Below are 14,101 nucleotides of genomic sequence, written 5' to 3'. Positions count from 1 at the left end.
CTGGATCGTTTTTTTATTACTTCATATGTGTTTCTTTTTGATGAAGGATTATTTTTTGCAGCTCCTGCAGTTTCTCGATGACGGTAAAAGAAACTTCGGCTAGCTTCTGCAAGTATTGCTCAGCTGCATCTTTATCCCCGCTATTATAAGCATTTACTGCATTTAGGGCGATCTCATGCACTTCGAAGTGGGGTTTTTCCAGCTCCTTAAATACCCGCTCGCCCCCGAAAAGCTCACGTCCCTTGCCGTAATACCATTGTCCAAGACGTGATTCCTGCGGCGAACCAACATCCTGCTCGGACATTTTTTCAAAACCAAGCATAAGATTATAAATTTTCCAACGCCAGAGAAGGTGATCCGTGATTGTCAGTTCGATGATATCCTCCTGGCTAATAATAAAGTTTTTGGAAATGGTTGTTGAACGGTACTCGTCGATCATCTTACTTAACTTATAAATTGCTTCTCCTGTTTCAAATACAATTTGCTTACTTCGTACCGTGCTTTGGGCGATATTTTTATTTCTTTTCGTAATCTCGGAGGCCGATACTGCCTGTTGTCTTGTCGTCAAGGCTATTTGTTCAAAGCGTGCCCCCTGTGTCTGTAATGTTTTATTCAGCTCAGCTAATGTACTATACACCTGCATCGCATCTTCCACCCCTTCATGAAGGGCCTGAGCAGAATTTTTTGTCAGCTGGTTAATGCTGTTTGTCAACTGCAGTAACTCCTGAATATCCGTATTAATGGATTCTACAGATTTTTTCGTTCCATCAGCCAGTTTACGTACTTCCTCTGCTACAATCGCAAACCCTTTTCCTGCTTCTCCGGCTCGTGCAGCTTCAATGGATGCATTAAGGGCTAATAAATTCGTCTGATCAGCGATACCTTTAATCAGCTCCATTAGCTTTGCCACGCTGTTTACCCGTTCCACTAGATGAGCTACATCCTGCTGTACCTTTTGCTGCCCTTCATCCGTGTTTTGCAGAATCACTGTCACATGCTGTAAGGAAGATAGATCACTATTTAATTCCTCCAATGAGATTTGCGTATGCTGAGAAATGTCGCCGATAGATGCAGCGATTTCCTCGATGCTTGTATCTAGTTGTTCCATCAGCTCCGAAGCCTGCAGCACATCCTTTTGTTGTACTTCCTGGAATTGCAGTAAATCTTTAATTTGGTCCAGCTGTACATTGTATTGGATGATTTCTCCAAGACCGTTTACTACCGATCCTCCCTGAATCTCAATATACGTTTCTACGATAATTTGCTGATCAATGGTTACCAGGCTGTCATAAGCCAAAAGGATATCAAGCATTTTATAATGATCCCTTTGGCATGCCTTTACGATGAGCGGCACAATCAGCTGATTAATCAATGTATAGGCAGAGAGCATCCAATTGGGAAGAACGCCGATTCGTGCATGGGTATGAGCAATACGTCGCCGTGTGAAAACATAATTAATATTCAATTCATCTTCAAATAAACTCATAAAATGTCGATCAAATGTTTTTTTCAATCGTTCTACCGATGAGTATGTATTAATAATTTGATTGAATTCCGGGATTTCCAACAGTCGGCTGTAAAAATTACTTAAAATATAGTCGCGATTTTGTACATAAATCTCTTTTAGATCATTAACGGATTCACGGCGGATTTGAGAGAGCGACAGAAAATCTAGTTTTTCTTTAAATCGCTCATTTGCTTCAATATCTGAAAAAGCAGCTTTCGAAAAGTACTCATAATTCTCTAAATTTTTACTTTTTCTTCCTAACATATGATTCCCTCCTCATGGTTCCTTTATGATATTATATACCTATTTATGTATTTTTTCTTTAAAACGGCAGAAATTATTCTAAATATTCGATATTATTTCCCTCTCAAAAAATTTTAAAGTTTCCTTCTTCTACTTACTGTTACTATCCTTCTCTGCCTTTTTTTAAATAACGACCTATGCCTGCGCAAAAAGAACATATCTCTGATGAATAAAGAAAAAAAGCGGTACCATACTAATAAGGATTTCATTCACATATGTCCTAACATCAACAAGGAGGAGATACCGATGAGCAAGAAGGAACAATTAGATCCGAAATCTCAGAAGATCCGCCAGAACTGGACGAGAATAAAGCATTCAAAATCTCAAGTAAATGGCGAAACGGAGATTTCTCTCCACAACCAAATATTGAGAACTGAAGCCAAAGCGAGACAGTTTTAATTTGATGAAGGATGGAATGAAACGAAAGCCCGGAAGCATATTTCCGGGCTTTTTCTCGCATATACATTTTTCCTTCTCGTCTTCCTTATCTTTACATGGATATATAAAAAAGCCTGAGCCGTCTATAAGACGCTCAGGCCAGTCTTTACTTTTTCCGGATAACGGCCCGGACAGGGGCACCGTCTGCCCCTTCTATTTTTAATGGAAGGGCAATAAAATCATACAGACCCGGCTCCACATGCTCCAGCATAAGTCCTTCTACGATCGTAATACCATGCTGATACAGCGCATGATGTGCAGCCACCTGCTTGCTATCGATAGGATCTACAGAAGGATTATCAACACCGATTAAAAAGACCCCCTGCTTTTTCAAGTAATCAGCAAGCTCCGGCTTTATAATAGGAATCTCATCCGGAAATGTACTGCTAATCGTAGGGACAGTTTTTAACAATAGACGCGGTGCACCTTGTAAATTGACGTTCTCAATATGCTCCGGACCAATCTCCTGTACCCCTACACAATCTACAACATACGCATCCCCGATAAATAAGTTTATATCAAGCAGCTCGATTGTCGGAGCGGCAGAATCAAAATGGAATGGGGCATCAGCATGAGTGCCTGTATGCATCGATGTCTCCATTTTTCCGATATTGACCGATCCTGTCTGTTCTTTAGAATACGAAACCCCAAATGAAAAGGGTGTATCTCCCGGCCAGTTTGGTATGCCTCTTTTCAAAGTCTGCGTAATATCAATCCACATATCGCACCTCTTAATATTGAATGATCGAGTAGCCCAGAACGATGAGAATTACTAGTGGGACAACATACTTCATCAAAGTATAAAACGTATTGAAATATCCCTCTTTCATTTCACTGCCCTGCAGCAGTTCCTGCTTCACAAGTTGTTTATCCATGACATACCCAAGGAAAATGGCGATCAGCAAGTTACCTAATGGCAAAATGACGTTTGAAACGATAAAATCCGTAGCATCAAAAATATTACGGCCAAATATCGAGACATCTGCCAGCGTACTATACGTCAAGGCCGATGGTATCGAGGCAATAAAGACAAGGACGCCGATGATTATCGTCAGCTTGCCACGTGAAATCTTCCATTTCTCTACAACAGCAGCCACAATGATTTCATACATACTGAAAGATGATGTCAATGTAGCAAACAGGAAAAGAATAAGGAACATGGCTAAAAATACTTCGCCAAACGGTATTTGTGAAAATGCTGCAGGCAATACCATGAATAATAATGGCGGTCCACTGGCAACTTCCATATCAAATGCAAATACAACCGGGAAAATCGCAAGACCTGCTAGAAACGATACGAATAAGCTTAATGCGACAACAGAGCCTGCAGAGTTTGGCAGACTTACATCCTTCTTTAAATAGGAGCTGTACGTCACTAAACAGGAAAATCCAACTGCCAACGCAAAGAATGACTGTCCTAGGGCATATAAAATAGATTCACCTGTTATATGTGAGAAGTCCGGATATAGGAAGAATTTGATACCTTCCATAGCACCATCCAATGTCACAGCCCGAATAACAAGGATAAAGAACATGATAAATAAAAGCGGCATCATGAATTTGTTGGCCTTTTCAATACCATTTTGAACTCCCAATGCAATAACAGCTACATTCGCCAGGGTAAAGAGGGCCAAGCCAATCAGCACAACCCACGGTGTACCTGTTACTTCTCCAAAAAAAGCACCTGGATCGACCGCTGGATCAATAATATTTCCAGCGACAGATACACCACTATAGACGAAAATCCATCCGCCTACTACACTATAGAATGATAATAATAGAAAACAGCCGATAATGCCCATCTTGCCTATCCAGGACCAGGCCGGTGCATTCGGAGCTAATATTTTATAAGCTGTTACGGCTTCCTTCTGTGTGCCTCGCCCAATAATATATTCAGCCAAAAGCATCGGTAAGCCGATTAATAATGTCAGCAGGATAAAAATAAGGAAAAACGCACCACCGCCGCTTTGGCCGGCTACATAAGGCATTTTCCAAATAGCACCTAAACCAATAGCAGCTCCTGCTGATGCCAAGACAAACCCTAGTTTGCTTGACCACTGATTTTTACTCTTCTCCACTCAAAAACCTCCGCTCTCTATAAAACTGTACGTACATCCCAAAGCTCAGGGAAGAAACGGTGATCCAGCACTTGACGTAAATAATTGACCCCTGATGAGCCACCTGTGCCGACCTTAAAGCCGATAATCCGCTCTACTGTCTTCATATGACGGAAGCGCCACTGTTGGAGCCAATCTTCAATATCTACAAGTTTTTCACCTAGCTGATAAAGGTCCCAGTACTGATTCACATTTTCATATACAGTTTTCCAGGCTTTCGCAACCGTCTCGTCCCCGCCGTACGTGATGCTCGTATCACGTGTCAGCAGTTCTGGATTGATTGGCAAACCCGCTCTTGCTAATGCTTGTATTGTCACATCATAAATACTTGGTGCTTGATGTGCTTCTTTAAGAATAGCGGAGAGAGACGGATTTTTCTCGTATATTTTTAAAATATGAGAAGATTTATACCCAAGCGCAAATTCTATGAGGCGATATTGATAGGATTGAAAGCCGGATGCCTTCCCCAGATCATCTCGGAATTCCAAATATTCGGCTGGTGTCATTGTTGCGAGTACATCCCATGCCTGAATAATTTGCGTCTGTATTTTCGATACACGTGCCAGCATTTTAAATGCAGGCTGCATTTCGTTTCGTTGAATAGCGGCTATAGCTCCGGTCATTTCATGCAAAATGAGCTTCATCCACAGCTCACTCACCTGATGGATAATGATAAATAACATTTCATCATGATGATCGGACAGCCGGTTCTGACTGCCTAAAACCTGCTCAAGTGATAAGTATTCCCCATATGTCATGTCATCCTTAAAATTTGTATGGATGCCCTTTTCCTGCTTAATTTTCTCCCCTAATTCTGAAATGGAACGCTCAGCCATGCAGAATCCCCCTTTGTGTATACAGTTCTATGCTTTTACCTATGCAACAACGCCCCGCTTATTTTCGAACTTCTTATATATTTCATTTTCCATGATGTCTTTTAAAATCTGTACCGTTTCCCATACATCCGTAAAGGAATTATAGAGAGCTACCGGTGCAAGACGGATGCCATTCGGTGCACGGAAATCCGGCGTTACCCCAGCCTCTTTTAATGCGCTGCAAATACGTGCTGCCTCCTCATGAACTAAGTAAATATGTCCCCCTCTTGTTTTATCTTTCGGGTTGCCTAATGTAAAACCGAACGGTGCGAGCTCTTGATCAATACAATCCATAAAAAATTGCGTAAGCTGTAAAGATTTTTTCCGGATAGCTTCGATTCCTACTTCACGGAACATTTCTAAAGAGCCGTAAATAGGGGCCAAGCTTAATATATGAGGGGTTCCAATCTGATAAGCTCCGGCTGTATCCGCGGGCGTCATTTCGATAGACAAGTCAAACTGCTTCGACTTATCTGAGCCGAACCAGCCGGCAAGCCCCGGCCTTGTGCCAAAATGTTTTTCATGAACGAATATACCTGCTACAGAGCCCGGTCCCCCGTTAAGATGTTTATAATTGCACCAAAATGCAAAATCGACACCACTATTATGCAATTCATGTGGCACGGAGCCGATTGAATGGCATAAATCAAATCCGATTAAAATGTCTCTTTCATGGGCTGCTTTTGTCAGTTTTTCTATATCAAGTACTTGGCCGCTTCGGTATAGCACTCCCGGCAAAATGACCATGGCCACCTCTTCTGTCATCGCCTCTATAATTGCTTCTTCCTGTAGTAAATGGCCGTCCTCACTTTTTACAAGCTTCATATAAGAAGCATCATAATTATGAACAGCTAGATGGCTCGAAATAGCATACAAGTCGGTAGGAAAATTCAATTCGTCTGCAAGAATTTTCACCCTCTTGCCTTGCGGCTTATAAAATGTAGCGAGCAGCTGATGAAGGTTGGCTGTCGTTGATCCAGTTAAAATGACTTCCTCCGCCTTAGCTCCTATCAACGGTGCACACATTTCCCCTAATTTCTCTGATAGGTAATACCATGGGTTATCGCCTTTCGTCCAGCCGTCTATTCCATATTCCTTCCAAGAATCAAGTAATGACAGCACCGCTTTTTCCGCTCGCTTTGACAGCAGGCCGAGAGAATTGCCGTCTAAATAGTACTGGCCTTTTTTTACATAAAATTCATCCCGGTATATTTTTAATGGGTCTTGCTCATCCATACGAATTGCTGCTTCTTTATTCATCATAATTGGCCCCCCTATCTAATTTTCTGTATTTTCAAAATAAATGATATCGTGTCATTGACATGATGTCAATTTCAATTTAGGCTACTTAATGAAGGTGGTGTATAAAATGAAACATAAGCAGCGCAAGGCTCAAATGACTCGTCTGAGGTTAGTAGAAGCGGCACGAAAAATATTTTCGGAGAAGGGATTTCAGCATTGTACGATGAAGGATATCATTACAGAGGCAGATGTGGGATACGGGACAGCATATGTTTATTTTCCTAATAAGGATACGCTCTTCTGCGAAGTAATCGACATATATATTCAGAAGATGCTTGAAGTAGCCAGCTGCCCTTTTACTCCTACTTCAGTAGAAGAAGCGGTAGAAAGAATTGAAAAGCAGACAGAAGCATTCCTGCAGGCAGCTTATAATGACCGTGAAGTATTTATTATTATAGAGGAGGCAATCCGCCATTCTGCTATTGTCGAAGAGAAATGGAAGACTGTGCGTGAACATTTTGTAAAAGGGATTAAAAAGGATATTGAATACGTACAGCAGGCTGGATTAGCTAAGCAGCTTGATATTTCCATCATCGCGGAAAGCTGGTTTCACCTAAATGAGCAAATGCTGTTTTCTATTATTAAGCAGGAGGAAGCGGATGTTTCTTACGTGGCAAAGACGATTGTCGTAATGTATACGAAAGGACTTTATCAGTAAGCCCTGTTTGAGCAGGCAGCATCCTCGCCTCTATTTTCATATGTTATAAAAAAGCACAGCCATCCAAAATCGGTTTACCGACTCCATATGGCTGTGCTTTTATTAGACAGGAAACGCCGCAACTTTTTCCCCGGCTTAGAGAGATGAGCTATATTCATCCGAACTTTTGACGGTAGCCGCACTTACGGCATAGCTCTTCAACCGCTTCTCGGCGGGAAAAGCCTTCCACCAGATTGTTGGCCCGTTCACCTTCTATAATTTCCGAGAATGACTGTTCATTAACATTCCCCAATTTAATGACCCCTTCCCCATCCAGGCAGCAAGGAACAACAGTACCATCCACCAGTACGGCCGCCTGACTACGCAGAGCATGGCAGAAGCCTTTCCCCGTATATTCCGGCTCCAGCAGGCTTGGCCATTTAAATTCGTGATCCTGATTTAGGTAAATATTCGGAGCAATCTTCACGCCTTTCCCCGGCTCGACCCGCTCCTCAATTTTGAAATCAAGATCATATTCTTTTTCTAATATTTCCAATGTCTCAGCATTTTTACGGCGATCTACATCCGTCTGATCATCCCGCTGCAAGTTCCATAACCGATATGAAAAAATGACATTATGCTCCCGGGCATCACGTACAAACTCCAGAATATCACCTAAATATTTCTCCCTGTTTTCAGAGCCTTCATGCCCGTCGAAACTATGCAGGGAGAAGTTCATTTGGCGGAGTGCCGGCTTCCCAAGCAATTTTTCCCGCTGTTTTCTAATCAATGTCCCATTTGTCGTAATATTCACTTTAAAGCCGCGCTCATGAGCTGCATCTAGTAATTGGTCAATGCGGGGGTGCAGCAGTGGTTCGCCCTTTACATGCAAATAAATATACTTTGTATGAGGTCTAATTTGATCCAGGACCTTTTCAAACTGCTCCACCTTTATAAGTCCCTTAGCACGCTCCGTCGGCGGGCAAAAACTGCAAGCTAGATTACATACGCTCGTAATTTCTATATATACTTTTTTAAATGTCTTCATTTTCCATTCACCATTCTTCTTTCTTAAGTCGTATTTATTCTAACAGACTTTTAAAAGAAAGATAGTGGGGATTTTTACAAAGTCTACACCGCAGTAAAAACCTGCGTAACTTTTCCGTAGAGAATTCCTTGCATTACCTTAATAAAATCATCTGTCGTTTTAATGGCCAGCTCTTCATGATACAAATTGACTGCCTGCTTATAATGCTGCATTGCCTGCTCATTCAGCAGAATTTGTTCAAGCTGTTCCTGCAGTGAGCCCTGCTGTTTCAAAGAGAAAGCAAGACCCCGATTCAGTAAATAAGTAAAATTCCGTTCCTCCTGCCCAGGTAAAACAGAGTGTACAAAGATCGGCAGTTTTTTCCGAAGCGCTTCACTTACCGTCACTCCTCCAGGCTTTGTGACAATCGCATCCATCCGCTCATACAGAGCATTCATTTCCGACCGGGATGAAATATAGCGAAGCGGCGTGACATTGGGCAGACGCCAATGGAGAATTTTGTGATAAAGCTTTCCATTATTCCCGCATAATACATAAAAGTGGAATTTCTTTTCCTTCTTCAATTGACCGGATAGAAAATGATTATCGATAATACCACAGTTACCACCGGCAATAAGTACATTTTGACCGGTGTGAAACATGGAAGTTGTTCTCATCAGTTCTTCATGAAGAGGAATTCCTGTTACAAGCATGCGTGACTCATCTATATGATAGCGGCGTAATGTCTCCTTCATTTCTTCCATAGGGAGGAAATGGTAATCTATTAATTCCTTCCCCCACAATTTACTGACGAAAAAATCTGTATATACATTTACGACCGGTATGTCGCATTCTTTTTTCTTTTTCAATACGTTCAATAAATAGGATGGTACACTATGTGTACAGAAAATGACATCTGGCTCTTCTTCCTTTAATAGCTCCTGCAAATATTTCAGTAAAAGTTCATACACTTTAAAGTTCGGCTGAGCCTCTACCGGTTGATCGTATATTCTTGTATAGACATGGTTAAAAATGCCCGGCGCATAGCTGATCCATTTTAAATAGCTTTGTGAAACGATTTTTTCAATCGTTGGATTTGCGTAATGTAATAAATCAATTTTCTTTACCTCTACATTTTCAATGTGTTGGTCAACAAGCGCCATTAAAGCATCCGCTACCTGATGATGGCCTGTTTGCATTGTTAAGAACGGTAAAAATAGCGCTTTTCTCATTATAGCCACCTCTCTTTTTCCGCTAATTAGCCCGTCGTTTATTTCTACCCGCTTTCCCCTTTTTCCATAAGACATAAACAATAAAGAGTACAAAGGATACTATACCAATATACGGTGTATACTTTGGATTAATATGAAAGGCAGTTCCTAAATAGTACCCGCCAAGTATAAAGGGAATCGTCCATAATATCGTTCCACACGCAGCATAGAAGCAGTATTTTAAAAATGGCACCTTAACCATGCCAGCAAAATAAGGGCTCAGCTGACGCAACCCGGGTACGTACAACCCGAATACAATCGTGCGGAAAGCATTCTTGCTGTATCCCCTGCTCACACGTGCCCAATTTTCCTCATTCAGCCCTATATACTTTCCAAACCTCGAAAGGATCGGCTCCCCCACTTTACGTCCAAGCACATAGGCGACTACCATTCCGCTAAAGACACCTATCATAGAACTTAAGATGGTTAATAAAAGCTGCAGCTGACCATAGCAGATGAGCATACCGACAAGAAACAACAACGATTCTTCTGGTGCTGGTATACCGACAATCCCAAAAAATAAGGAAAGAAAAATAACAGTATAGCCGTGCAATTCAACTTGTCTTAATAACTCATCCATTGTACAAACCTTCGAGCTGTACAAATGGGACATTTATTTTCTCGCAATCCGCTAAAAAACGAGCTAGACATTCAAGCATGTATTTTGGTGCCTCCTCATCTGCCCCCAGCGTTTTTCCACAATCGTGCAATAAAAATACTGCGCCGTCCTCTGCAGCATTGTGTAAATCATTATAAAGCATCTTCGCACGTTCAACCTTCCAGTCTCCAAAAATATGCGACCATAAAACCATCCGGTAGTTTCTCGCAATAAAAGGAGTTGTTGCATTAAAATGCCCCCAAGGCGGGCGATACAGAATAGGTCTTTTGCCTGTGCAATGCGAAATAGCTGCGGCTGTCTTTTCCAGCTGTTTCTGTAACTGGCGCGGTGTAAGCACCCAATTAGATTTATGCTCATAATGATGGATACCGATAGCATGCCCTTCTTCATGTATTCGTTTTATAATATATGGGTACTTTTCGACTTTGCTTCCAACGACGAAAAATGTAGCCCTAATGTCATAACGTTTTAATAAATCAAGAAGTTGCGGTGTATAAACCGGATGGGGACCATCATCAAACGTCAGGGCAATTCCTTTCCCTGAAAAACGTTTTTCTACAAAGGACTGATTACGTATAACGGCCGTTGCAAAAATGGAATATACCCCGTAGACCCCTGTACCAATCAGTAAATTTCTAGTCCATCTCTTCATTTACTTCCTCCATTACTATTACTGTACAATCAGTGTGTTTTCAGACTAAAAAGCAAACCCATCTCATTGCATCTTTCTTGTTATTTCCTTTTCCCCTTTACCTTTCACTTTAGCATTCCCCCTGCCTATATCCTGACTATTTTACTGTGCTCTACTGAAAATGAAAAGAAAAAAAGGAAATCCCCTATGTATAATAACGTAATCCCTTCCATAAATCCCCCTTTCTTTTTTATAATTAACCGTTAATAAACTGCTTCTTTTAAAGGGTGAGAGGGTAAAATTTGTAGTAAACGGATCTCCCCTTTCATATACTTCATCTAATGAACAAAATGAAGGGAGGATTTTTTGTTTACCCAATACAAATATTGGTACCCTTACATCAGCCCTCTTGACCCATGCAAACCAATTAGAGTGAAAAGCTACAATACACCGCCCCAGCTATACATCGGATTCCAGCCACCCGGCCTTGCTCAATTTCAATCCCCTAGACTTGCCCTAAAACACGGCACACTTTGGCCTCAGCTCTATAGCCCTTATCCTGACCCAAAAGGAGGAAGCAGTAGTGAATAAGAATTTACCTCCTGAATTTTATAGTCTGCTTGAGGAGATTCAGGCAATTGATTTTGTCATTGTGGAGTTAAACTTATATCTCGATACCCATCCTCAGGATTTGGAAGCGATTAAGCAATTTAATGAAATGACCTTAAAAAGTATGGAACTTAAGCATAGCTTCGAACAGCAATTTGGCCCGCTCATGAATTTTGGCCGAAGCTTCTCCGGCTATCCATGGAGCTGGAATGAGACACCTTGGCCGTGGCAAGTATAACGATGAGGAACAAGGGGGAAAGTAGCAGTGTGGTATTATGAGAAAAAGCTTCAATACCCTGTAAGAGTAAGCGAATGCAATCCTATGCTGGCAAAATTTCTAATCGAGCAATATGGCGGTGCTGATGGGGAACTGGCTGCCGCCCTCCGGTATATGAATCAACGCTATACGATACCTGACAAGGTAGTAGGACTGCTTACAGATATTGCGACAGAAGAATTTTCCCATTTAGAAATGATCGCTACGATGATTTATAAATTGACGAAAGATGCTAAACCGGAAGAACTAAAAAAGGCAGGCCTCGGGGATCATTATGTTAATCATGATCGTGCCCTCTTTTATAATAATGCTGCTGGTGTACCTTTTACAGCAGCATATATCCAAGCAAAGGGCGATCCTATTGCCGATCTATATGAAGACATCGCTGCTGAGGAAAAAGCGCGTGCCACTTATCAATGGATTATTGATATGTCCGATGATCCAGACTTGAATGATAGTTTGAAATTTTTACGTGAGCGGGAAGTCGTCCATTCTCTTCGTTTTAGGGAAGCAGTAGAAATTTTAAAAGAAGACAGAGACACAAAAAAGGTTTTTTAACATTCTCCATAGGCTTTCCGAAAAGCAAATACTTCGGGCAGCCTTGTTTTTATTTGCTAAACATCCGCTAAAAAGCATCACCAAAATACTGCCATCCCCGTTACAAAAAGCATCTCTCAAAACAGTCCGCCAGCTATTCCTTTTTCTACCTCTGCATATATAGTCAGGGAACTTTCAACGTTTTTGTATAGAGTAAACATGTGAAGAAATACTAACACCAAGATAGGAAATAATGTTTGAAATAAAGGAGGATACATTTGAGCAGCGCACAAAATTCACTATCATTTCTTGCTTTAGGTGGAATCAATGAAATTGGCAAAAACATGTATGTCATTCAGTACGGGGAGGACATGGTCGTTGTTGACTGCGGTGCAAAATTTTCTGAGCATAACATACTTGGTGTCGACCTGATCATTCCAGATATGAGCTATTTGCTTGAGCATCAGGAGAAAGTCAAAGCATTAATTGTTACACATGGCCATGAGGATCATATCGGGGGGATTCCCTACTTCCTAAAAAAACTGAATATCCCTGTTTATGCGACAAGTTTTACACTGGGACTTATTGAAACAAAGCTCAAGGAGCATAAGATTCTTCGGGAATCCGAACTTCATATTATTACCGCTGATTCTGAAATTACGTTAGGGGAAATGAGCGTCAGCTTCTTTAGGGTCAGCCACAGTATCCCTGATTGTTTAGGAATTGTTTTCGATACTCCTGAAGGAAAGGTCGTTCATACCGGGGATTTCAAATTTGATTTAACACCAGTAAATGACCAGTCATCAGACATTCATAAGATGGCCAAGATGGGAGACGAAGGTGTACTTGCCCTCATTTCCGAAAGTACTAATGCAGAACGTCCTGGTATGACACCATCTGAAATGCTGGTAGGCGCCCACCTTGAAGAAGCTTTTCTAAGGGCAAAGCAAAAGATTTTTATATCTACCTTTGCGTCTAATGTTAATCGGGTTCAGCAGGTTGTCGATGCATGTATAAGGACAAACCGAAAACTTGCCTTATTAGGCCGAAGTATGGTCAATGTCGTTCAGGTTGCCAGGGAGCGCGGCTATTTACAAATGCCTGACTGGATGCTTGTGAATGCACGTGATGTGCATGAAATCCCTTCTGAAAGAATTGCGATTTTATGTACGGGTAGTCAAGGTGAGCCGCTTGCAGCACTCTCCCGTCTTTCTACCAACAGCAATCGGGATGTGAAAGTACACCCGGGCGATACCGTCATTCTAGCTGCCTCCCCAATACCCGGCAATGAAAAAGATGTGTCGCGTGTTGTAGACAATTTGTTCCGCCTTGGCGCCCATGTCATTTACGGTTCTGCGAGTATTACAGGGATGCATGTATCCGGCCATGGCTATCAGGAAGATTTAAAGCTTATGCTTACATTAATGAAGCCAAAATTTTTCATCCCTATCCACGGGGAATACCGGATGCTCCATATCCACCGTCAATTAGCTGAAACAATTGGGGTAGAAAAGGACAATACTTTCATTTTGAGAAATGGTGATGTAGTCGATATTCAAGATGGTACAGCACGTCAAACAAGACAAGTTTCAGCCGGCGATACGTATGTGGATGGTTACGGAATCGGGGAAGTCGGACAAGTTGTGCTGCGTGACAGAAAACAGCTCTCTGAAGACGGTATGCTTGTTATCGTCGTCACTGTCAGTAAAACTGATGCCTCCCTGATTTCTGCTCCAGAAATCATTTCCCGCGGCTTTGTCTATGCCAAGGATGCAGAGGAACTAATGACCACACTTGCAGATGTTGTAAAAGAGACAATCGAGAACTTCAAGGAGCCTAATATATTTGCTATGAAACAGGCTTTAAAAAAGGCAGTCGGTCAATATATCTCCACGCATACGAAGAGAAAACCGCTGTTATTACCTATTATTATTGAATTTTAGAAAGGCCT

General features: G+C 41.6%; 15 protein-coding genes. 6 read left to right on the top strand and 9 right to left on the bottom strand.

Annotated features, from left to right (window positions below; all coding sequences use genetic code 11):
• Positions 1 to 16 precede the first annotated feature (16 nt).
• Positions 17 to 1,771 carry a methyl-accepting chemotaxis protein gene (locus tag BOD01S_RS17335; RefSeq protein ID WP_036151788.1) on the bottom strand — a complete coding sequence of 585 codons (1,755 nt, stop codon included), beginning with the start codon at positions 1,769 to 1,771 and terminating at the stop codon, positions 17 to 19.
• 285 nt (positions 1,772 to 2,056) lie between these two features.
• On the opposite strand from BOD01S_RS17335, the gene BOD01S_RS22700 reads away from it, so the two are divergent.
• Positions 2,057 to 2,209: a YpzG family protein gene (locus tag BOD01S_RS22700; RefSeq protein ID WP_081977888.1), complete on the top strand. Its 153-nt coding sequence runs from the start codon at positions 2,057 to 2,059 to the stop codon at positions 2,207 to 2,209.
• A 145-nt stretch (positions 2,210 to 2,354) separates the two neighbouring features.
• On the opposite strand, the gene kynB is transcribed toward BOD01S_RS22700, so the two are convergent.
• From kynB to kynU, 4 genes are read right to left on the bottom strand one after another with little or no spacing between them, the layout of a single operon-like run.
• A complete protein-coding gene (kynB, locus tag BOD01S_RS17330; protein WP_036151785.1) occupies positions 2,355 to 2,969 on the bottom strand; it encodes an arylformamidase in 615 nt (204 codons plus the stop codon).
• A 10-nt stretch (positions 2,970 to 2,979) separates the two neighbouring features.
• Positions 2,980 to 4,326 (bottom strand): sodium-dependent transporter, encoded by a 1,347-nt coding sequence (locus BOD01S_RS17325; RefSeq protein WP_036151781.1) that lies wholly within the window; start codon positions 4,324 to 4,326, stop codon positions 2,980 to 2,982.
• A 17-nt stretch (positions 4,327 to 4,343) separates the two neighbouring features.
• Positions 4,344 to 5,201, bottom strand: coding sequence for a tryptophan 2,3-dioxygenase (gene kynA, locus BOD01S_RS17320; RefSeq protein ID WP_036151778.1), 858 nt, complete (start codon positions 5,199 to 5,201; stop codon positions 4,344 to 4,346).
• A gap of 39 nt (positions 5,202 to 5,240) precedes the next feature.
• Positions 5,241 to 6,503 (bottom strand): kynureninase, encoded by a 1,263-nt coding sequence (gene kynU, locus BOD01S_RS17315; RefSeq protein ID WP_036151775.1) that lies wholly within the window; start codon positions 6,501 to 6,503, stop codon positions 5,241 to 5,243.
• Between the two features lie 106 nt (positions 6,504 to 6,609).
• On the opposite strand from kynU, the gene BOD01S_RS17310 reads away from it, so the two are divergent.
• Entirely contained in the window at positions 6,610 to 7,200 is a 591-nt protein-coding gene (locus BOD01S_RS17310; RefSeq protein WP_036151773.1) for a TetR/AcrR family transcriptional regulator, read from the top strand.
• 154 nt (positions 7,201 to 7,354) lie between these two features.
• Here the strand turns inward: BOD01S_RS17310 and BOD01S_RS17305 are convergent, their stop codons facing one another.
• From BOD01S_RS17305 to BOD01S_RS17290, 4 genes are all read right to left on the bottom strand, one after another.
• Positions 7,355 to 8,227, bottom strand: a complete 873-nt coding sequence (locus BOD01S_RS17305; RefSeq protein WP_036151771.1) for a radical SAM/SPASM domain-containing protein — start codon at positions 8,225 to 8,227, stop codon at positions 7,355 to 7,357.
• Positions 8,228 to 8,310: 83 nt separating this feature from the next.
• Positions 8,311 to 9,438, bottom strand: a complete 1,128-nt coding sequence (locus tag BOD01S_RS17300; protein WP_036151768.1) for an MGDG synthase family glycosyltransferase — start codon at positions 9,436 to 9,438, stop codon at positions 8,311 to 8,313.
• A 22-nt stretch (positions 9,439 to 9,460) separates the two neighbouring features.
• Entirely contained in the window at positions 9,461 to 10,057 is a 597-nt protein-coding gene (locus BOD01S_RS17295; protein WP_036151766.1) for a DedA family protein, read from the bottom strand.
• Complete coding sequence (locus tag BOD01S_RS17290) at positions 10,050 to 10,748, bottom strand: polysaccharide deacetylase family protein (protein WP_036151763.1); 699 nt, start codon at positions 10,746 to 10,748, stop codon at positions 10,050 to 10,052. Before BOD01S_RS17290 ends, BOD01S_RS17295 begins: the two co-directional genes overlap by 8 nt.
• Positions 10,749 to 11,093: 345 nt before the next feature.
• Here BOD01S_RS17290 and BOD01S_RS22695 point away from each other — a divergent pair, with 345 nt between their 5' ends.
• From BOD01S_RS22695 to BOD01S_RS17275, 4 genes are all read left to right on the top strand, one after another.
• Positions 11,094 to 11,318, top strand: coding sequence for a spore coat associated protein CotJA (locus tag BOD01S_RS22695; protein ID WP_081977885.1), 225 nt, complete (start codon positions 11,094 to 11,096; stop codon positions 11,316 to 11,318).
• Complete coding sequence (locus BOD01S_RS17285; protein ID WP_036151762.1) at positions 11,311 to 11,574, top strand: spore coat protein CotJB; 264 nt, start codon at positions 11,311 to 11,313, stop codon at positions 11,572 to 11,574. The genes BOD01S_RS22695 and BOD01S_RS17285 overlap by 8 nt, the downstream gene beginning before the upstream one ends.
• Before the next feature lie 27 nt (positions 11,575 to 11,601).
• Entirely contained in the window at positions 11,602 to 12,171 is a 570-nt protein-coding gene (locus tag BOD01S_RS17280) for a manganese catalase family protein (RefSeq protein ID WP_036151760.1), read from the top strand.
• Between the two features lie 257 nt (positions 12,172 to 12,428).
• On the top strand, positions 12,429 to 14,093 hold the full coding sequence (locus tag BOD01S_RS17275; RefSeq protein WP_036151758.1) for a ribonuclease J: 1,665 nt from the start codon (positions 12,429 to 12,431) through the stop codon (positions 14,091 to 14,093).
• Positions 14,094 to 14,101: the final 8 nt, after the last annotated feature.

It is taken from the genome of Lysinibacillus odysseyi 34hs-1 = NBRC 100172 (genome assembly GCF_001591965.1).
GTDB lineage: Bacteria > Bacillota > Bacilli > Bacillales_A > Planococcaceae > Lysinibacillus_B > Lysinibacillus_B odysseyi.
This window is presented reverse-complemented; position numbering and strand designations above follow the sequence as displayed.